The following is an 18,801-nucleotide window of genomic DNA, read 5'->3' on the forward strand; positions in this document are numbered from 1 at the left end:
CACACCAAAAACGAGGCAAGCATGACCATTTCAACTGACCTTTCTCTGTTAAATGACCCGCGACGACAGGCGCGGCTGTTGTACTGGCAGGGATTCGCCGTGCCGCAAATCTGCGACATGCTGCAGCTCAAGCGCCCGACCGTGCAGAGCTGGAAACAGCGGGATGGATGGGAAGAAACCGCGCCGATTAACCGAGTGGAATCGACATTAGAGGCGCGGCTTATCCAGCTCTACGCTAAGCCAGACCTGACCGCGCATGACTTCAAAGTCGCAGATTTTTTGTCGCGCCAGATGGAGCGGCTCGCGCGCATTAACCGCTACGGCCAGACCGGAAACGAGGTGGATTTAAACCCCAATATCGCCAGCCGTAACAAAGGGGATCGCAAAAAGCCGAAACGCAATTTCTTCAGTGATGAAGCGATTGAAAAGCTGGAAGAGATTTTCTTCGACCAGTCGTTTGACTATCAGCTCCGCTGGCATAAAGCGGGATTAGAGCACCGCATCCGCCACATCCTGAAATCCCGCCAGATTGGTGCGACGTTCTACTTTGCGCGTGAGTCACTCCTGCGTGCGCTCAAAACCGGGCAAAACCAGATATTTTTATCGGCCAGTAAAACGCAGGCTTACGTGTTCCGTAAGTACATCATCGCCTTTGCCCGTCTGGTTGACGTCGACCTGTCAGGCGACCCGATCGTCATCGGCAACAATGGCGCTGAGCTGATTTTTCTCGGGACCAATTCCAACACCGCGCAAAGCCACAACGGCGACCTGTATGTCGATGAAATTTTCTGGATCCCCAATTTCCAGAAGCTGCGCAAAGTCGCCTCGGGCATGGCCTCGCAGTCGCACCTGCGCACCACCTATTTTTCGACGCCGTCGACGCTGGCGCACGGCGCGTACCCGTTCTGGTCAGGCGAGCTGTTTAACCGTGGCCGCAGCAACCGCGACGAACGTGTCGACATCGATATCAGTCATCAGACGCTCGCCGGTGGCGTGCTGTGCGGGGACGGTCAATGGCGGCAGATTGTCACCATTGAGGACGCACTCGCCGGTGGCTGCACCCTGTTTAACCTCGACCAGCTTAAGCAGGAAAACAGCGCGGATGACTTCCGTAACCTGTTTATGTGCGAGTTCGTCGACGATAAGGCGTCCGTATTCCCGTTCGAGGAGCTGCAGCGCTGCATGGTCGATGCGATGGAAGAATGGGAGGACTTCGAGCCGTTCGCCGACCGTCCGTTTAACTGGCGTCCTGTCTGGATTGGCTATGACCCGTCACACACCGGGGACAGCGCCGGGTGCGCGGTACTGGCTCCGCCGCTGGTTGCCGGTGGCAAGTTCCGCATCCTTGAGCGTCATCAGTGGAAAGGCATGGACTTTGCCGCACAGGCCGAGGCCATCCGGGCGCTGACCGAGAAATACACCGTTGACTATATCGGCATCGATGCGACCGGCATCGGCCAGGGTGTTTACCAGCTCGTGCGCTCATTCTTCCCCGCGGCGCGCGCCATCCGCTACACGCCGGAAATGAAAACCGCAATGGTGCTGAAAGCGAAAGACACCATCAGGCGCGGGTGTCTGGAATATGACGCCGGTGCGACCGACATCACGCAGTCATTTATGGCTATCCGCAAAACCATGACCAGCAGCGGCCGCAGCGCGACCTATGAAGCCAGCCGCAGCGAGGAAGCCAGCCATGCGGATATCGCTTGGGCGACCATGCACGCCCTGTTAAACGAGCCGCTTTCCGCCGGTAGCGGTATGCAATCAAGCTCCATTCTGGATATTAACTAAGATGAAAAAACGCCAAAACAAACAGCCAAAACAGGCCAGCATGAACGCCAGCGCGCCTCAGAAAATGGAGGCGTTCACCTTTGGTGAGCCGTCACCCGTTCTGGATCGCCGCGATATCCTCGACTATGTCGAATGTATCAATAACGGCAAATGGTACGAGCCGCCGGTCAACTTCTCGGGACTGGCAAAAAGCCTGCGCGCAGCCGTACACCACAGCTCCCCGATTTACGTAAAGCGCAATATTCTGACCAGCACCTTTATCCCGCACCCGTTGTTGTCCCGCCAGGACTTCAGCCGCCTTGTGCTTGATTATCTGGTGTTTGCAAACGGCTATCTTGAAAAGCGCATGAGCGTGACCGGCCAGCTCATGAAGCTTGAAACCTCACCGGCCAAATACACCCGCCGCGGCGTGGAGGATGGCGTTTACTGGTACGTGTCTGACTATACGCACCCGCACCAGTTCGCCCCCGATTCGGTGTTTCATCTGCTTGAGCCCGATATCAATCAGGAGCTCTACGGGATGCCGGAATACCTGAGCGCGCTCAATTCCGCCTGGCTGAATGAATCCGCCACGCTGTTTCGTCGCAAGTATTACCAGAACGGCGCGCACGCGGGTTACATCATGTACGTGACCGACGCGGCACAGAGCAGCACCGACGTCGAGGCGCTGCGCTCCGCGATGCGCGACTCGAAAGGACTCGGGAATTTTAAAAACCTGTTTTTCTACGCCCCGAACGGGAAACCGGACGGCATTAAGATCGTGCCGTTGAGTGAAGTCGCCACGAAGGATGATTTTTTTAACATCAAGAAGGTGAGCGCCGCCGACCTGCTCGATGCGCACCGCGTGCCGTTCCAGCTCATGGGCGGCAAGCCTGAAAATATCGGCTCAATGGGCGATATCGAGAAGGTGGCGCGGGTATTTGTGCGTAACGAGCTGACGCCGCTGCAGGAGCGTTTCAAAGAGATAAACGACTGGCTCGAGATGGAGGTGATCCGCTTTAAGGATTACAACATCGAGACCGAGTAGACCCGCATAAAATGCCGCCTCCGGGCGGCACATCCTCAGAGCTCACCAGACGCCGCACACGCCACGCAACCCCGCCACCGCCTACGATTCGACCTCATCACTCAGCGCGCCACCACGACGCGCACAGACGCGCAAAATAAATCCTGTCACCACGTCTGGCGCGCAGTGCTATCCCCGCCTCGCCTGCGCGCTTAACGGGTCGTTTTTGATGCAGTTGCATTATCATCCCTAAGAAGCATCAACACTGGCAAAGCGCGGCGTGAACAGTCAGGTGTGACGCATGCAAAATCATGCGCCCCTTAGATGCATTGCTTATTTTGGCTCAATTTGTATTTTATAGTTTGTAAAGTCAGCTTTCGCTATCAGAATTTCAATATGATTTTTTTGTGCAAAATTCTCGATGAAAACTCGCATATCTCCAGTTAATCGCTCACCGATTATCACTGCATCTATGCAGCACTCTTTCAACGGAACGGCGAATCCCGGCAGTTGTTCGTAAACATGCTCGCCTTTGAGATATTTTAAACTCCTAACCTCTTTTTCATCTTTCCAATCAGTATGCTTAATCAGAGCGAAACCACCATCTATAGTAATCCGTTCACCGCGCATTCTCTCAAGCAAATGCTTATAAATATTGATTGTGGGTGCCTCACTCCTATAAATCACATCAGAAAATTCAACGTCAGAATTTTTAAGCCTCTCCTTGTTATACGCAAAACATATTCCTTTCATACCATTACCGTAATACCCCCACATTAGCCTGCTATCATATCTTTGTGTAAAGCAAGCAGTCGCCACATTCTTCTGAAACTCCTTTAATAGACCAAACGCGAAACTATCACCCCAATGGTGGTTTATAAATTTGTATACTTCCTCCATATCATCATAATAAAAACACCTTTCTATTTCCTCTCTGTACTCCTCAAGAAATTTCGTTTCCTTAATGATAGTAGCCACATCAGATTTACTAAGTTGTCTCAACGCTTCTTTATCGAAGTTAAAAAACATCTCAAACGGGTCATTAAGCCCGCTGATTTTTGAGTGCCAGATTTCATTATTAACAAGCTCACTTATTGTATTGATGTTATCACCTCGAAATCGAAAGAGGTGAGTTTCGGCCGATAAAGTCATAATGACTCCCTTTGAAAACAATCAAAAGAAAGACTCTAACCCTTCGCGAGCTTGTTGTTCAACCACTATAGAGTTGAGTTCAGGTTTCAAATCGTGCGGAGTTACTTGCTTTTGGTTTGGCGGACTTGGTAAACCCCCGTGCCGGTGTAAACACTCGATCTTGAGGTCACAAATTCTTCTCTAATCGTAAGCGGAGAATCCCGGCCATTCCTCAGCAATCCCGTAAATAAATTTTTTATCGCCATAAATCACTGTTGCTCCTCGCGCCAGCGCGTCAACCTCCCACCGTTCCGGAATTATCCCTTCCCGAGCCAAATCGAAACGAATTTTTGCAATGAGCTCCCTTTCTGGTTTCGTCATCCTGGCTGATGGCGCTTGCTCGCAGGTTTTGAGCGGCGCATTGCTTCTTTGCTGCCGATTTTTGCGCGGTGCGCCAGCTTTTAACGCCCCATTAAGCACCTTCACGACGTCCGGCTCATTCCAGCCGATAACCCCGCGCTCAATCAGATTTAACACCGCTGCGGCTTGCTCAGACGGTGTGGGTGTCATAACTGGATCGCCACAGCCGGTGAGCTTTCCACAGTTATTGACAGGACTCCGAGGCGCGGCAGAGCCGCTTTTTAAGGTCAAAGGCTCAACGGCCAAAACCTTTGGAACAATGCGCCATTCGGCTGTACGGGTTACATGGACACGGTGCGCCCCGAGGTGAGGGGCATAAATCCCGACCACTCTCTCGATATCTTCCTCGTATTCGTTGACCTCATCCGTCACCTTACGGGCGACCCTGACGGCCTGAGCATCACGCGGCATGTTTGCCCCGCCCTGCGCGATGATATACAGGTCAAAATCGCCCTTATCTGCAGCCGCACGCGCGGCCTCGACACGGTCGTCAAACTCGCTGGCGATACTCACGCCACGCGGCAGCTTGCGCAGTTCGCGGTAAGCGCCCATAGTCGGCAGGCCGATTGGTTTAAATTGCGGGATGCGCCATGTAGACGCCCATGCGGTGACGGCGGCGGCTGTATCTTTTAGGGGCTTGCCGGTGTCGTGGTCGAGCTGGCCGTCGAGTGCGTAGCCGTCGATATTTTTGGCAATGTATTTAGCGATATAACCCGCCGCGCCGCCCTGATTAAGATGACGAGACTCAAAGCGCTGTTTTGCCGCGCCCTTTTCGTGTCCGTCCTCTTTGAGGGCATAACGACGCATGATTTCGTTAATGGCTTTACGCTGACCGGGTTTGCAAAACAGCATCATGTGCCAGTGTGGCGTGCCGTCGTGGTGCGGTTCGACAACGCGCATCCCGTAAACCTCTAAATCGTTATCCTTGAAAGCGGTACGCATCAGGCTCCAGATTCGGCAGAGATAGCGCTGGCCGTCTTTTGGTGTGAATGCGGTTTCGTTCCAGCCGTGATTGAGCTGCACCGTTTTGCTTTCGCCTTTGCCGACCTGTCGGGTCGGATGATATTTCGATGGCGTGGTCAGGGTGATAAACATTCCCACGTCACCCACACTGGCCGCGTAACGCTCAATCCCGGCGATAGTATTCATCAGCTCCATGCGACGAATTTCAGGGTTAGAAATACTCCCCATGACCTTGCTGATGAGGTCGATACGCTCTCCGGTGACTTTGTTTTCGAGCTCGCAGGATTTGAGGTATTCGAGATTAGCCAGGCGGCGCGCGTGAACATCGCGGATCGCCATTTTACTGGCGTAGGGTGAACGGTCTTTATTGACTTCACCGGCAGCGATGAGCAGCGCCTCGCGCCAGCGCATCCGCTGCGCCTTGAGCTGGTTGACCCACCACTCATCCTTAATCAGACGTGAAATAGCGGAAAATGCCATGCGGATCGTCATCTGACCCTTACGGTATTTTTTCCAGTACATCGGGGTGAAGTTGAAAGCGCGCGCGATACCGGCAACCTTCCCGTATAGATGCGACTGCGCCTCATCAGTGAAAAGGGTTTCTTTGCCGCCGTGCGCGTGCGCCCAGGCGTCGCTCAATTCCTCGTATCTGCTCCAGAGCTGCGAGGCTATTCTGGCCGCAAATTTTCTGAGCTCTTTGTCGTTCATATCCGGCAGGCGTGCATATTCATCCCGCGCAGAAATAAAGCCAATCAAGGCGGATTCATTCATCCCGCACAGCTCATTAACACGCTCAAGACGCGGCAACAGCTTGCGCTCAAACGTGTTTTTGAGGAAATACAGCCCACCCAAAGGGCTCTTTGTGCGGCGGATGAAGTTATAACGCGAGGTAAACAGCGTTTGCAGGAAAAACGGCAGGCGGTCAATCCGGTTTAAAACACCTTGCACCTGACGGAGTTCGGCACGTGTAAGGGGTCTGTCGCGGCCAATGGCCTCACGGGTTTTGTTCCACGGATAAGCACCGACGAAATTCTCACCGGTGCTTTTTGTTAGTGGTGGGGGTGGCGAGGGGGCAACGCGCCCCCGGTTCTCAGCGGCCATTAGCGGTGAATGCTTCCAGACATTTTTGACCTAACTGCTCGACCTGCTTTTCCAAGTCTGAAAATTGACGAGCTTCACCGGTTAGAATGTTGTGCAGCACCAGACCGGAAACGAGCTTGCTGATAGTTGGATAAAAGCCAACAGTATCGAGCCATTCTTTACCGGCATTTTTGCCAGATTTAGCGATTTTCTTTTCCTGCAAAATAAACTGGAATTGGTCGCTAGTGATTACGAATTTATTATCAATGTCGATATTAATGCTCATACAGCCCCTTATTAATTTATCTCTGGTTTAAAATAGAGTTGTGAAGCTTTTCGGATTCCTGACCCAGCAGTTCGATGATTTCCGTGCGGTTCATTTCAGACTTGCAGATGTGAGCTATCAGAGAATCAAGCGCCGACGCGAAACGGGTCGCGGTGACTAGCTGCGCCTCGACGGCGGCCTGCGCTAACAGGGATTTCATATTGTTGCGAGGCACTGATATTTCTTTATTCATTTACCCGGCTCCAGACAAAAAGATGTCCCACGCATTCAAGCGCGTATAAAGTTTTGCGAGTTAATTAATGCAAATATTGCTCAGGCTTAACTGAGGTTAAAACAGTTGGGGCATATTCAAACAAGCTGAATAATTCACGTAGCGCGCGGAATAATTGCTCCCGCCAATAACATGAATCTTCATTAACGCGCCAGTAAGGCTGATTAAACTCTTTCTCAGTTAATCCGGCATGAAGAAATAAAGTGCGGCGCTGGCTTACTGTCAGATAACTTATATACGTCGATTCACTGGCTCCGACCTGACGACGTTTAGAAAATGCACCGCGCAGCTCGTCAATCGCACAGGCCAGACGCTCGCGATCCACATCGTTCATTTCTTCAAAACGCATGGTCGCGTGACGCTGTTTAAGCTGAGCATGAAAACAGACTGTCAGGCGATCGCGTTCCATCATCTGATTATAAAAATCGCAGGAGTCCTGCCAGCGTGGTTCTGCAAGATGCTTTCCGATTACTACGCGCAGAGCTGCAGGTTGTTTTTGTACTAAATCAAGAGTCATCACAGCCATTTTGACACCTCTCTGATTTTCATGATGCGCTTAACAACGACGGCCAAAATACCAGGCTTACGGGTACGGATGATGATGCCTTTACGCCCCCGACCGTGGGTGATCGTGAAGTTAATCGGGTTTGGACTCTCGTTACGGAGTAACTGAGCGATACAGCGCGGCTCTGCCATAGTCATAGCCCCATCCACAACAGCCACGCATCACGCTGTTCAACCGGTCGGTTATAAAACGCTTCACGAACACCCCTATTGAACTCAGGTACAAAGACAAGCTTCTCGCCAGCACGGGCATTAGGTTTTGTCGGATCGCGAAATTCGATGACCGGTAGTTTGTTTTTTTCAATCATTGCTACAACTGCGGTGCGTGGTTTTCCCAGCAATTCCGCGAACTTATCAGGGTGAACCGCATCAAGCGGATACTGAATGACGTAGTCGTTTACTTCCATAACAAACTCCTTTCTCATTTGGTTACATGCTAACCTTGTAAGATCCAGCGGGTTTAAAACGGCTCAGGATGCCTCCTGAGGCGCTGGAGTCATGCCCGAAAGGTTCTGAGTTAATGACCTTTCGCGGTGAGTATAGTCATTAAGTCAGGACTAAATCAAATGAATCTTGCTCAGAAACTAAGAGCCATCAGGAAAGCAGAAGGTTTAACACAATCAAAATTCTGTGAAATCAGCGGGGTAGCACTAGGCACTGTCAAAAACTATGAGGGTGGGCATCAGGAGCCAGGCATACAGGTGGTCATGCAAGTAACAAATTCGAAAGCGTTCGAAAAATACACGCTTTGGCTTATGACAGATAAAACCGCCCCGCAAGCTGGTCAGATCGCACCGGCTTTCGCACACAATGGGCAAGAACCAACAAAATCAGACCACTCCGAGAAGAAGATTGGCTAACACTCTATAAACATTACATTTTCACTATTTGTTACCAAGATAGTTACAACCCCACCGGAGGGCTTTCTTATGTCAATTAAGAAGCTTGATGATGGGCGATATGAAGTGGACATTAGACCGCGTGGGCGCGAAGGACGTCGCATCCGCCGGAAGTTTGAAAGAAAAGCCGAAGCGGTAGCATTCGAACGCTATACGCTGGCGAACGCTAATACTAAAGAATGGGCGGGTAAGCGAGCTGATCGCCGAACGCTTTCAGAATTGCTGGACGTATGGTGGAAGTACTACGGCCAAAACCATGAGCGCGGAACGAAGGAGTTTAATCATTTGCTTAAAACCATCGGTGATATGGGGGACATACCTGTTACAAGGTTAAGCAAAAGAATACTTATGGATTACCGTTCAACGCGGCTTAGTGAGGGTGTCAGCGCATCGACGATAAACCGTGACATGTACCGCTTATCAGGCATGTTCACGAAGCTGATTCAACTTGAAGAGTTTGCGGGCGCGCACCCCGTTCATGGTCTGCCACCATTGGCAGAGGCTAACCCGGAAATGGCTTTCCTAAACAAAGCTGAAATTGCGCTGCTGCTTAAGTCATTTACAGGTGATGACCTGCTGGTTGCCCTGTTGGGGATTAGTACCGGTGGACGATGGTCAGAGCTGGTAACACTCAAACCGGCGCAGATAGTAAACGGGCGCGTGACGTTCCTGAAAACCAAAAACGGGAAAAAGCGCACTGTACCGATTTCTTCTGAGCTTGAATCGCTGATAAAGAAGAAAGCCAGCGGGAATCTGTTCAACGTCGATTATGTGAGTTTTTGCAAGGTGCTGAAGATGGTTAAACACGATATTCCTGCAAATCAGGCAACGCATATTTTGCGTCATACCTTCGCAAGTCATTTCATGATGAACGGGGGTAACATCATTGCATTACAGCAAATACTGGGTCATGCAAACATCCAGCAGACGATGACCTATGCACATCTTTCGCCTGAGTACCTGCAAAATGCCGTTGCATTGAATCCGCTTTCAGGAGGAATATCGCTGTAGGTTCTGCTCACCCCGGAGTGTCCACATTGCGTCCACACTTCGGGGTAGTTGAAACGGTTCCAGATGGTTGCAGCTTTTTTAACTTACTGTTTTTATTAGTGGGTTTTTGTAAGTGATTGATAAACCACACCCACGCATTATATGGTAAAAGCCAGCAATGCTGGCTTTTTTCATTTTGGGGAACTGTCATGGCTGAACCGCAGCTGCTGTTGAACTACACCGGGCATCTGCCCGAATGCCCAACGTGGAGCGCAGAAGAAAATGCGCTTTACTGGGCGGATATTCTGGAAGGGGAGATCCACCGCTACCACCTGCCGACGGCGGAACATACCGTGCTTTCCTTCCATGAAGAGGTGGGCTGCTTTGCCCTGCGCGAGCGAGGCGGCTTTATCGTCGCTATGCGCAACGGCATCTGGCTTGCCGATAAGCATGGGCTCCTGCAGCGCAAGGTGTGCGATAACCCCTCAAACCCGCAGCTAGCGCGTTTTAATGATGGGGGGACCGACCATCAGGGGCGCTTCTATGCGGGCACGTTCTGGGGGCCGGGAGATTACAACGGCGCGCTGCTGATGCGCATCGACAGCGACCTGACGCCGAAAGTGATCCAGTGTGATATTCACGGGCATAACGGCTTAGCGTTTAGCCCGGATAAGCGGTGGATGTTTACCTCTGATACGCCAAACGGCGTTATATACCGCACGCCAGTTGATGAACAGGGTGAACCCGGCAGGCGCGAGGTGTTTCGTCAGTTTAAAGCGGGAGAAGGGATACCCGACGGCGCGGCGATGGATGTGGAAGGCTGCTACTGGAGCGCGCTGTTTGACGGCTGGCGTATCGCGCGTTTTTCACCGCAGGGGGAGCAACTGGAAGAATACCGCATGCCGGTGCGTTGCCCGACGATGGTCTGCTTTGGCGGCGATGACATGAAAACGCTGTTTATTACCACCACGCGGGAAAATATGGATGCGAAGGAAGTGGCGAAGTACCCGCTTTCCGGTGCCGTCTTCACCCTGCCGGTTAATGTGGCAGGGATGAAGAAAAGCCGTTTTATTGAATGCTAGCTTGGATCGACCGGCACGACGTTTTCGCTCGGATAGCAGCCCAGCACTTTCATTGAACGGGTAATTTCACCCAGTTCGCGCAGGGCTTTCTGCATGGAGGCAGATTCCAGGTTGGCCTGGATATCGAGGTAAAACATCTCTTCCCATGGATTACCGTGGATTGGGCGTGATTCAAGCCTGGTCATGATCAGATTATGGTTGCGCAGCACCAGCAGGGCTTCTACCAGCGCGCCCGCCTGCTGGCCGGTCGCCATCAGCAGCGTGGTTTTCGCCGGCACCTGGTCTGATACGTTGATTGCCTTGCGGGCCAGCACCACGAAGCGGGTGATGTTTTGCGTCTGGTTAGCAAGATTGCGTTCCAGAACCTGTAAACCATACAGCGCGCCGCCCGCTTCGCTGCCGAGCGCCGCAACGGTTGGGGAGTTAGCCTGCGCCACTTTTTCCATTGCCGCCGAGGTGCTTTCGGTGTACTCAATTTTCCAGTTCGGATAGCGGTTCAGGAACTGGCTGCACTGCTGGAACGGTTGCGGATGGCTGTACACGGTTTCGATCGTGCTCAGGTCGGTTGAGCCGGAGACCAGCACGCAGTGATCGATAGGGATCGTCAGTTCGCCGACCAGAGACAGGCTGGTATGCTGCAGCAAATCATAGACGTCGTTAATAGCACCGGAGCTGGTGTTTTCAATCGGCACGACGGCGTAATCCGCCTGGCCGGTCTCAACCTGGTTAAAAATATCGGCGAATTTTGCGCAGCCGCTTTCAATAAACTCTTCGAAATGGCGCGCGGCATACTGACGTGCGGCCAGGTGAGAGTAGGAGCCTTTAGGCCCGAGGAAGGCGATGCGCGCCGAGTGCGGGTTGGTTTTGTTCAGATGCTGCTGGAGTAACGCTTGCTGGGTGAGTACAGAGTCTTCAATGATGAGCTGGAACAGCCGGGTGATGTAATGGGCATCGAGGTGATGCGCTTTACCGAGCTGGATCAGACGCTCCAGCAGATCGCGCTCGCGGTCGATATCACGCACCGGGCGATGGGAGTCCAGCTTGGCTTTGCCCACTTCAATGGCGAGCGCGCGGCGTTCGGCCAGCAGCGCCAGTAATTTTTCATCCAGCGCGCTGATTTTTACTCGCAGATCCAGTAACGGGTTTTCCGGTGTCATAGTGTTGCCTGTCTCATTTTATCGTTATCAATAAAAAAGGCCCCCCGGTGTGGGAGGCCTTGTTGTTCGTCTTCGCATTCTTTATCACACGACGAAACGCCTCCCGTTCAGGGGAAGGTAAAAAAGAATGCGAAGAAGAACGGCGTAAGTTTCATAAAGTCATCCTGTGATTGATACCGTTAAAGTACCCGTACTGTTTTCACCCTGTCAATAAAAAACGCGCCCGAAGGCGCGTTGGCGGTACACTCAATTTAAAGGATTACTCTTCTTCAACTTCTTCCGCGAAGCTGGCGTCTTTCACCGATGTTGTGGCGCGACGGGCTTCACCTTTGTGTTGCACTTTATTGAGCTGCCGTTCCAGCTTGTTGATCAAATCGTTAATTGCGGTGTACATATCCTCATGTTTTGCGCTGGCGACCAGATGGCCGTTTGGAGTATTGATAGTTGCGTCAGCGATGAAACCCTGGGGCTCCTTGGACAGGATGATATGTGGATTAATCAAGTGTGTTTGCCATTTATCCAGTTTGGCGAGACGGTCTGCGACGTGCTGGCGAATTGCCGGAGTAATTTCCATTTGTTTACTGGTAATGTTCATTGTCATAAATTTTACCTCTTGTCTTTCCGTCTTGGTGATTCCAGCATACCCGACCTAATGTCAAAATGTGTGATTTAGATCACGTTATTTTGTCGGTTTTTGTCAGGGAATCTTTTTTGTGAGGCAGGGCAGGAAGAGGTGAGATTTACCTTGTGGAAGGCACGAATTGCGGTCATAGTTGACGGGATGTGTTGAGGCTAAAGCGCTTCAGCGGATGTCTGAAATGAATAAAAAACGGCAGCCTTCTGGCTGCCGTTTTGCATTGAAGCGATATCAGGTGTTGCTGCTGTTCGCGGCGATGATTTTCGCCACTTTTTCAGCCTGAGCGGTCATCTGCATCTGACGGTAAGCATTTTCCATCAGCTTCAGGCCGTCACGCGTAGCCTGAGTATCCGGATAATCACGCAGCATACCTTCTACGCGGTTAACCACAGCAACCCATGCGCCACGGCGGGTATAGTATTCCGCAACGGAGTACTCATATTTCGCCAGACGATCTTTCAGGAAGACCAGACGTTTGGTCGCGTCTGTGACGTACTGACTGTTCGGATAGCCGCGCACCAGCTTGGAGAAGTCATTGAAGGCATCGCGCGCATGCTGCGGGTCACGGTCGGAGCGATCTACGCCGAAGAAGCCCTGCAGAGCACTGTCATCCAGCGCCATGTTGGTCAGACCGCGCATGTACATAACGTAATCGATATTAGGATGAGTCGGGTTCAGACGCATGAAACGATCGATAGTTGCCTGAGCCAGCGGCAGATCGGCATTTTTGTAGTAGGCGTAGATAAGATCTAACTGTACCTGCTGCGAATACGGACCAAATGGATAGCGATTATCCAACGCTTCCAGTTGCGTTATCGCCTGTTTCCAGTTACCGTCCTGCAACTTTTGTTGTGCAGTCGCATAGATTTCATTCGGCGGATTGTCAGGGACCTGTTCATTCGAACCGGAGCAGCCCACCAAAGCCAGGCTCAACGTGGCCGCTGCCACCAGATATTTCATGCGCGTCATGACGTTTTGACTTTCCTCAAATGTTTGTCCGGGAGAAACTCTGTTCCTGCTCCCGATTAAGACCAGCTACAATAGCACACTATATTAAACGGCAAAGCCGTAAAACCCAACGTTAAACAAAGAAGCAGTTTATGGCACAACGAGTAGAACTCACCGCAACAGTCTCCGAAAATCAGCTCGGTCAACGCTTAGATCAGGCTTTGGCCGAATTGTTCCCTGATTATTCGCGTTCACGCATAAAAGAATGGATCCTTGACCAGCGCGTGCTGGTAAACGGCAAGATCTGGGACAAACCAAAAGAGAAAGTGTTTGGTGGGGAAGCTGTTGCCATCAATGCTGAAATCGAAGAGGAAATCCGCTTCGAGCCGCAGGATATCCCTCTGGACATCGTCTATGAAGATGATGACATTCTGGTGATCAACAAGCCGCGCGACCTGGTTGTTCATCCGGGCGCGGGTAATCCTGACGGTACAGTACTTAACGCACTTCTTCATTATTATCCGCCGATTGCGGATGTCCCACGTGCGGGCATCGTTCACCGTCTGGATAAAGACACCACCGGGTTGATGGTGGTGGCGAAGACCGTTCCCGCTCAAACCCGTCTGGTGGAATCGCTGCAGCTGCGTGAAATCACCCGCGAATATGAAGCGGTGGCGATTGGGCACATGACCGCTGGCGGCACGGTAGAAGAGCCGATCAGCCGCCACCCGACGAAACGCACGCATATGTCGGTGCATCCGATGGGTAAACCGGCGGTGACCCACTATCGCATTATGGAGCACTTCCGTATTCATACGCGCCTGCGCCTGCGCCTGGAAACCGGCCGTACTCACCAGATCCGCGTACATATGGCGCACATTACCCATCCGCTGGTGGGGGATCAGGTGTACGGCGGTCGTCCGCGTCCGCCGAAAGGCGCATCGGATGAGTTCATCAGCGTATTGCGTAAATTCGATCGTCAGGCGCTGCACGCGACCATGCTGCGTCTTTATCACCCCATTAGCGGTATCCAGATGGAATGGCATGCGCCTATCCCACAGGATATGGTGGAACTTATTGACGCCATGCGTGCCGATTTCGAAGAACATAAGGATCAAGTGGACTGGTTATGACCAAACTGATTGTCCCGGAGTGGCCGCTGCCTGCAGGCGTGGCCGCCTGTAGTTCGACCCGTATTGGCGGCGTGAGCCAGGGCGCGTGGGAGTCTTTAAACCTCGGCGCGCACTGCGGCGACAATTTGGAACATGTTGAAGAGAACCGCACGCGCCTGTTTGCTGCGGGAAATCTGCCCTCGAAACCGGTCTGGCTGGAGCAGGTTCACGGTAAAGCGGTACTGAAGCTGACGGGAGAACCTTACGCTTCTAAACGCGCCGATGCCTCTTACAGTAATACGCCGGGCACGGTTTGTGCCGTAATGACTGCCGATTGTCTTCCGGTTCTGTTCTGTAACCGCGCGGGCACTGAAGTGGCTGCCGCGCATGCGGGCTGGCGTGGCCTGTGCGAGGGCGTGCTGGAAGAGACCGTCGCCTGCTTTAATGATGATCCCGCTAATATCATGGCTTGGCTTGGTCCGGCGATTGGCCCTCGCGCTTTTGAAGTGGGGCCAGAGGTTCGCGAAGCCTTTATGGATAAAGATCCGCAAGCCATTGAGGCCTTCCAGCCTGCCGGGGAAAAATATCTGGCGGATATTTACCAGCTCGCCCGCCAGCGCCTGAATAATATTGGCATAACGCAGATCTTCGGCGGCGATCGCTGTACGTTCACCGAAAAGGGTGATTTTTTCTCCTATCGCCGCGACAAGACGACGGGTCGTATGGCAAGTTTCATTTGGCTGATATAACCTAAAGAATCAAGACGATCCGGCACGTGCCGTTTTCTTTTCACATAATTCAGGTCATTAACCTTGAATAATTGAGGGATGACCTCATTTAATCTCCAGTAGCAAATTTGACCTATTATGGGAGGAGTTATGCGTCTGGATCGTCTTACTAATAAATTCCAGCTTGCTCTCGCCGATGCCCAGTCTCTCGCACTGGGGCACGACAACCAATTCATCGAACCTCTTCATTTAATGAGCGCCTTGCTGAATCAGGAAGGGGGATCGGTACGTCCTTTATTAACGTCCGCTGGCATTAATGCTGGCCAGTTACGCACCGCTATCGATCAGGCGCTGAGCCGTTTACCGCAGGTAGAAGGTACCGGCGGCGACGTGCAGCCGTCTCAGGATCTGGTGCGCGTGCTGAACCTTTGCGACAAGCTGGCGCAAAAACGTGGGGACAACTTTATTTCGTCGGAGCTGTTTGTTCTGGCGGCGCTTGAATCACGCGGTACCTTGACCGACCTGCTGAAATCTGCCGGTGCAACCACCGCCAATGTGACTCAGGCGATTGAGAAAATGCGCGGAGGTGAAAGCGTGAACGATCAGGGAGCCGAAGACCAGCGTCAGGCTTTGAAGAAATTTACGGTCGATCTGACCGAACGTGCCGAGCAGGGCAAACTTGACCCGGTTATCGGCCGTGACGAAGAGATCCGCCGTACGATTCAGGTACTGCAACGCCGTACCAAAAACAACCCGGTGCTGATTGGTGAGCCTGGCGTTGGTAAAACCGCCATCGTTGAAGGGCTTGCGCAGCGTATCGTAAACGGTGAAGTGCCGGAAGGGTTGAAAGGTCGCCGCGTGCTGGCGCTGGATATGGGCGCGCTGGTGGCCGGTGCGAAATACCGCGGTGAATTTGAAGAGCGTTTGAAAGGCGTGCTGAACGACCTGGCGAAACAGGAAGGCAACGTCATTCTGTTCATCGACGAACTGCACACCATGGTGGGTGCCGGTAAGGCCGACGGCGCGATGGATGCCGGGAATATGTTGAAACCTGCGCTGGCGCGTGGTGAACTTCACTGCGTCGGTGCCACTACGCTTGATGAGTATCGTCAGTACATTGAGAAAGATGCCGCTCTGGAACGTCGCTTCCAGAAAGTGTTTGTTGCTGAGCCAAGCGTTGAAGATACCATCGCGATCCTGCGTGGCCTGAAAGAGCGCTATGAGCTGCACCACCACGTGCAGATTACTGACCCGGCCATCGTTGCGGCGGCGACGCTTTCGCATCGTTATATCGCTGACCGTCAGTTGCCGGATAAAGCAATTGACCTGATCGACGAAGCTGCGTCCAGCATTCGTATGCAGATTGACTCGAAGCCGGAAGAACTGGACCGACTCGATCGCCGCATCATTCAGCTTAAGCTGGAACAGCAGGCGCTGAAAAAAGAGTCTGATGAAGCCAGTAAGAAACGCCTGGATATGCTCAATGAAGAGCTGGACGATAAAGAGCGCCAGTATTCCGAGCTGGAAGAAGAGTGGAAAGCCGAGAAAGCCTCCCTCTCTGGCACGCAAACCATTAAAGCAGAACTTGAACAGGCCAAAATTGCCATTGAGCAGGCTCGCCGTGTGGGTGACTTGGCACGTATGTCTGAACTGCAGTACGGCAAAATTCCTGAGCTGGAGAAACAGCTTGAGATCGCCACGCAGTCTGAAGGCAAAACCATGCGTCTGTTACGTAATAAAGTGACGGATGCAGAAATTGCCGAAGTGCTTGCTCGCTGGACCGGCATCCCGGTAGCGCGGATGATGGAAAGCGAACGCGATAAGCTGCTGCGTATGGAGCAGGATCTGCATCAGCGCGTGATTGGTCAGGACGAGGCGGTTGAAGCGGTCTCCAACGCTATTCGCCGTAGCCGTGCTGGGCTTTCCGATCCGAATCGCCCGATCGGTTCGTTCCTGTTCCTGGGGCCGACCGGTGTCGGTAAAACCGAACTGTGTAAAGCGCTGGCTAACTTTATGTTCGACAGCGACGATGCGATGGTGCGTATCGACATGTCCGAGTTTATGGAGAAACACTCCGTCTCGCGTCTGGTCGGTGCGCCTCCGGGATATGTTGGTTATGAAGAGGGCGGTTACCTGACCGAAGCGGTGCGCCGTCGTCCTTATTCGGTCATCCTGCTGGATGAGGTGGAAAAAGCGCATCCGGATGTGTTCAACATCCTGCTTCAGGTGCTGGATGATGGTCGTCTGACCGACGGGCAGGGGAGAACGGTCGATTTCCGTAATACGGTCGTCATCATGACCTCGAACCTGGGTTCCGATTTGATTCAGGAACGTTTCGGTGAACTGGACTATAGCCATATGAAGGATCTGGTGCTCGGTGTGGTGAGCCATAACTTCCGTCCAGAGTTCATTAACCGTATTGACGAAGTGGTGGTATTCCATCCTCTTGGTGAGAAACATATTGCGTCGATTGCGCAGATCCAGCTGCAGCGTCTGTACAAACGTCTGGAAGAGCGTGGATATGAAATTCACATCTCCGACGATGCGCTGAAGCTGCTGAGCGAGAATGGTTACGATCCGGTTTATGGTGCGCGTCCACTGAAACGTGCTATCCAGCAGCAGATCGAAAACCCGCTGGCGCAGCAGATCCTCTCCGGTGAGCTGATTCCGGGCAAAGTTATCCGTCTGGAAGCCAACGACGATCGCATTGTGGCAGTGCAGTAAGTCACAAAACGCAAAAACGAGCCGCTTGCGGCTCGTTTTTGTTTAAAAACCAGGCGAAAATTGAGGTCTGGGATGCGCTTTGCCTGGAAAGTGAGCAATCAGTAAATAATTTTCACTTTATCCTTGCAGCTTCGGAATTACTCCCTATAATGCGCCTCCACTGACACGGAACAACGGCACACACGCCGCCGGGTCAGCAGAGAAAAGCTAAATAAACGCTTGACTCTGAAGCGGGAAGGCGTAATATGCACACCCCGCGCCGCAGCGAAAACGAAGCGGCACTGCTCTTTAACAATTTATCAGACAATCTGTGTGGGCACTAAAAGTGACATGGATTCTTAACGTCGCAAGACGAAAAATGAATACCAAGTCTCTGAGTGAACATGCGTAATTCATTACGAAGTTTAATTCACGAGCATCAAACTTAAATTGAAGAGTTTGATCATGGCTCAGATTGAACGCTGGCGGCAGGCCTAACACATGCAAGTCGAACGGTAGCACAGAGAGCTTGCTCTCGGGTGACGAGTGGCGGACGGGTGAGTAATGTCTGGGAAACTGCCTGATGGAGGGGGATAACTACTGGAAACGGTAGCTAATACCGCATAACGTCGCAAGACCAAAGAGGGGGACCTTCGGGCCTCTTGCCATCAGATGTGCCCAGATGGGATTAGCTAGTAGGTGGGGTAACGGCTCACCTAGGCGACGATCCCTAGCTGGTCTGAGAGGATGACCAGCCACACTGGAACTGAGACACGGTCCAGACTCCTACGGGAGGCAGCAGTGGGGAATATTGCACAATGGGCGCAAGCCTGATGCAGCCATGCCGCGTGTATGAAGAAGGCCTTCGGGTTGTAAAGTACTTTCAGCGGGGAGGAAGGCGATAAGGTTAATAACCTTGTCGATTGACGTTACCCGCAGAAGAAGCACCGGCTAACTCCGTGCCAGCAGCCGCGGTAATACGGAGGGTGCAAGCGTTAATCGGAATTACTGGGCGTAAAGCGCACGCAGGCGG

Annotated in this window: 19 protein-coding genes, 1 rRNA gene and 1 other annotated feature; of the genes, 9 read left to right on the forward strand and 11 right to left on the reverse strand. The window is 52.5% G+C overall.

Annotated features, from left to right (window positions below; all coding sequences use genetic code 11):
* Positions 1-21: 21 nt before the first annotated feature.
* Both USG84_RS22170 and USG84_RS22175 read left to right on the forward strand, forming a co-directional pair.
* Positions 22-1,791 (forward strand): terminase ATPase subunit family protein, encoded by a 1,770-nt coding sequence (locus USG84_RS22170; protein WP_320738456.1) that lies wholly within the window; start codon positions 22-24, stop codon positions 1,789-1,791.
* Position 1,792: 1 nt separating this feature from the next.
* Positions 1,793-2,818, forward strand: coding sequence for a phage portal protein (locus tag USG84_RS22175; RefSeq protein ID WP_151412910.1), 1,026 nt, complete (start codon positions 1,793-1,795; stop codon positions 2,816-2,818).
* 312 nt (positions 2,819-3,130) lie between these two features.
* On the opposite strand, the gene USG84_RS22180 is transcribed toward USG84_RS22175, so the two are convergent.
* The 7 genes from USG84_RS22180 to USG84_RS22210 all read right to left on the reverse strand — a co-directional run bounded on the left by USG84_RS22180 (position 3,131) and on the right by USG84_RS22210 (position 7,919).
* Positions 3,131-3,949: a DUF2971 domain-containing protein gene (locus USG84_RS22180; protein ID WP_151412909.1), complete on the reverse strand. Its 819-nt coding sequence runs from the start codon at positions 3,947-3,949 to the stop codon at positions 3,131-3,133.
* A 180-nt stretch (positions 3,950-4,129) separates the two neighbouring features.
* On the reverse strand, positions 4,130-6,412 hold the full coding sequence (locus tag USG84_RS22185) for a replication endonuclease (RefSeq protein WP_151412908.1): 2,283 nt from the start codon (positions 6,410-6,412) through the stop codon (positions 4,130-4,132).
* Positions 6,402-6,677 carry a DUF5405 family protein gene (locus USG84_RS22190; protein WP_151412907.1) on the reverse strand — a complete coding sequence of 92 codons (276 nt, stop codon included), beginning with the start codon at positions 6,675-6,677 and terminating at the stop codon, positions 6,402-6,404. Before USG84_RS22190 ends, USG84_RS22185 begins: the two co-directional genes overlap by 11 nt.
* A 16-nt stretch (positions 6,678-6,693) precedes the next feature.
* A complete protein-coding gene (locus USG84_RS22195; protein ID WP_151412906.1) occupies positions 6,694-6,909 on the reverse strand; it encodes a DUF2732 family protein in 216 nt (71 codons plus the stop codon).
* A gap of 64 nt (positions 6,910-6,973) precedes the next feature.
* Positions 6,974-7,474: a replication protein B gene (locus USG84_RS22200; RefSeq protein WP_151412905.1), complete on the reverse strand. Its 501-nt coding sequence runs from the start codon at positions 7,472-7,474 to the stop codon at positions 6,974-6,976.
* Positions 7,465-7,644, reverse strand: a complete 180-nt coding sequence (locus USG84_RS22205) for a hypothetical protein (RefSeq protein ID WP_151412956.1) — start codon at positions 7,642-7,644, stop codon at positions 7,465-7,467. The genes USG84_RS22200 and USG84_RS22205 overlap by 10 nt, the downstream gene beginning before the upstream one ends.
* Before the next feature lie 2 nt (positions 7,645-7,646).
* A complete protein-coding gene (locus tag USG84_RS22210; RefSeq protein WP_149278397.1) occupies positions 7,647-7,919 on the reverse strand; it encodes a Cox family DNA-binding protein in 273 nt (90 codons plus the stop codon).
* Positions 7,920-8,078: 159 nt separating this feature from the next.
* On the opposite strand from USG84_RS22210, the gene USG84_RS22215 reads away from it, so the two are divergent.
* The 3 genes from USG84_RS22215 to USG84_RS22225 all read left to right on the forward strand — a co-directional run bounded on the left by USG84_RS22215 (position 8,079) and on the right by USG84_RS22225 (position 10,483).
* Positions 8,079-8,372 (forward strand): helix-turn-helix transcriptional regulator, encoded by a 294-nt coding sequence (locus tag USG84_RS22215; protein ID WP_317857736.1) that lies wholly within the window; start codon positions 8,079-8,081, stop codon positions 8,370-8,372.
* A gap of 69 nt (positions 8,373-8,441) precedes the next feature.
* Positions 8,442-9,422, forward strand: a complete 981-nt coding sequence (locus USG84_RS22220) for a tyrosine-type recombinase/integrase (RefSeq protein WP_151412904.1) — start codon at positions 8,442-8,444, stop codon at positions 9,420-9,422.
* A gap of 188 nt (positions 9,423-9,610) precedes the next feature.
* Positions 9,611-10,483 (forward strand): SMP-30/gluconolactonase/LRE family protein, encoded by an 873-nt coding sequence (locus USG84_RS22225; RefSeq protein ID WP_253543058.1) that lies wholly within the window; start codon positions 9,611-9,613, stop codon positions 10,481-10,483.
* On the opposite strand, the gene pheA is transcribed toward USG84_RS22225, so the two are convergent.
* From pheA to bamD, 4 genes are all read right to left on the reverse strand, one after another.
* Complete coding sequence (pheA, locus tag USG84_RS22230) at positions 10,480-11,640, reverse strand: bifunctional chorismate mutase/prephenate dehydratase (protein WP_061097350.1); 1,161 nt, start codon at positions 11,638-11,640, stop codon at positions 10,480-10,482. The genes USG84_RS22225 and pheA overlap by 4 nt on opposite strands.
* A 30-nt stretch (positions 11,641-11,670) precedes the next feature.
* Positions 11,671-11,796: a sequence feature (Phe leader region), on the reverse strand.
* Complete coding sequence (gene pheL / locus USG84_RS22235) at positions 11,748-11,795, reverse strand: pheA operon leader peptide PheL (protein ID WP_100249759.1); 48 nt, start codon at positions 11,793-11,795, stop codon at positions 11,748-11,750. It overlaps the preceding feature by 48 nt.
* 103 nt (positions 11,797-11,899) lie before the next feature.
* On the reverse strand, positions 11,900-12,241 hold the full coding sequence (gene raiA / locus USG84_RS22240; RefSeq protein ID WP_008502470.1) for a ribosome-associated translation inhibitor RaiA: 342 nt from the start codon (positions 12,239-12,241) through the stop codon (positions 11,900-11,902).
* A gap of 267 nt (positions 12,242-12,508) precedes the next feature.
* Positions 12,509-13,246 carry an outer membrane protein assembly factor BamD gene (bamD, locus tag USG84_RS22245; protein WP_023308867.1) on the reverse strand — a complete coding sequence of 246 codons (738 nt, stop codon included), beginning with the start codon at positions 13,244-13,246 and terminating at the stop codon, positions 12,509-12,511.
* Between the two features lie 131 nt (positions 13,247-13,377).
* On the opposite strand from bamD, the gene rluD reads away from it, so the two are divergent.
* From rluD to USG84_RS22265, 4 genes are all read left to right on the forward strand, one after another.
* Positions 13,378-14,358: a 23S rRNA pseudouridine(1911/1915/1917) synthase RluD gene (gene rluD, locus USG84_RS22250; protein WP_028014116.1), complete on the forward strand. Its 981-nt coding sequence runs from the start codon at positions 13,378-13,380 to the stop codon at positions 14,356-14,358.
* The gene (gene yfiH / locus USG84_RS22255) at positions 14,355-15,086 is read left to right on the forward strand and encodes a purine nucleoside phosphorylase YfiH (protein ID WP_253543056.1); all 732 of its coding nucleotides are present in this window, start codon (positions 14,355-14,357) and stop codon (positions 15,084-15,086) included. Before rluD ends, yfiH begins: the two co-directional genes overlap by 4 nt.
* A gap of 129 nt (positions 15,087-15,215) precedes the next feature.
* Positions 15,216-17,789, forward strand: a complete 2,574-nt coding sequence (gene clpB, locus USG84_RS22260; RefSeq protein ID WP_041908644.1) for an ATP-dependent chaperone ClpB — start codon at positions 15,216-15,218, stop codon at positions 17,787-17,789.
* Positions 17,790-18,215: 426 nt separating this feature from the next.
* A 16S ribosomal RNA gene (locus tag USG84_RS22265) occupies positions 18,216-18,801 on the forward strand; the annotation flags it as partial.

This window comes from Enterobacter sp. 168J2, from assembly GCF_034107265.1.
GTDB classification, from domain to species: Bacteria; Pseudomonadota; Gammaproteobacteria; order Enterobacterales; family Enterobacteriaceae; genus Enterobacter; species Enterobacter nematophilus.

What these genes read in the sequence shown, in the direction of transcription:
- USG84_RS22190 (WP_151412907.1), bottom strand. Translation starts at nt 6,677, where the DNA reads ATGAGCATTAATATCGACATTGATAATAAATTCGTAATCACTAGCGAC.
- USG84_RS22170 (WP_320738456.1), top strand. Translation starts at nt 22, where the DNA reads ATGACCATTTCAACTGACCTTTCTCTGTTAAATGACCCGCGACGACAG.
- yfiH (WP_253543056.1), top strand. Translation starts at nt 14,355, where the DNA reads ATGACCAAACTGATTGTCCCGGAGTGGCCGCTGCCTGCAGGCGTGGCC.
- USG84_RS22195 (WP_151412906.1), bottom strand. Translation starts at nt 6,909, where the DNA reads ATGAATAAAGAAATATCAGTGCCTCGCAACAATATGAAATCCCTGTTA.
- USG84_RS22175 (WP_151412910.1), top strand. Translation starts at nt 1,793, where the DNA reads ATGAAAAAACGCCAAAACAAACAGCCAAAACAGGCCAGCATGAACGCC.
- pheA (WP_061097350.1), bottom strand. Translation starts at nt 11,640, where the DNA reads ATGACACCGGAAAACCCGTTACTGGATCTGCGAGTAAAAATCAGCGCG.
- USG84_RS22210 (WP_149278397.1), bottom strand. Translation starts at nt 7,919, where the DNA reads ATGGAAGTAAACGACTACGTCATTCAGTATCCGCTTGATGCGGTTCAC.
- USG84_RS22220 (WP_151412904.1), top strand. Translation starts at nt 8,442, where the DNA reads ATGTCAATTAAGAAGCTTGATGATGGGCGATATGAAGTGGACATTAGA.
- raiA (WP_008502470.1), bottom strand. Translation starts at nt 12,241, where the DNA reads ATGACAATGAACATTACCAGTAAACAAATGGAAATTACTCCGGCAATT.
- USG84_RS22215 (WP_317857736.1), top strand. Translation starts at nt 8,079, where the DNA reads ATGAATCTTGCTCAGAAACTAAGAGCCATCAGGAAAGCAGAAGGTTTA.
- USG84_RS22180 (WP_151412909.1), bottom strand. Translation starts at nt 3,949, where the DNA reads ATGACTTTATCGGCCGAAACTCACCTCTTTCGATTTCGAGGTGATAAC.
- USG84_RS22200 (WP_151412905.1), bottom strand. Translation starts at nt 7,474, where the DNA reads ATGGCTGTGATGACTCTTGATTTAGTACAAAAACAACCTGCAGCTCTG.
- bamD (WP_023308867.1), bottom strand. Translation starts at nt 13,246, where the DNA reads ATGACGCGCATGAAATATCTGGTGGCAGCGGCCACGTTGAGCCTGGCT.
- USG84_RS22205 (WP_151412956.1), bottom strand. Translation starts at nt 7,644, where the DNA reads ATGGCAGAGCCGCGCTGTATCGCTCAGTTACTCCGTAACGAGAGTCCA.
- USG84_RS22185 (WP_151412908.1), bottom strand. Translation starts at nt 6,412, where the DNA reads ATGGCCGCTGAGAACCGGGGGCGCGTTGCCCCCTCGCCACCCCCACCA.
- clpB (WP_041908644.1), top strand. Translation starts at nt 15,216, where the DNA reads ATGCGTCTGGATCGTCTTACTAATAAATTCCAGCTTGCTCTCGCCGAT.
- rluD (WP_028014116.1), top strand. Translation starts at nt 13,378, where the DNA reads ATGGCACAACGAGTAGAACTCACCGCAACAGTCTCCGAAAATCAGCTC.
- USG84_RS22225 (WP_253543058.1), top strand. Translation starts at nt 9,611, where the DNA reads ATGGCTGAACCGCAGCTGCTGTTGAACTACACCGGGCATCTGCCCGAA.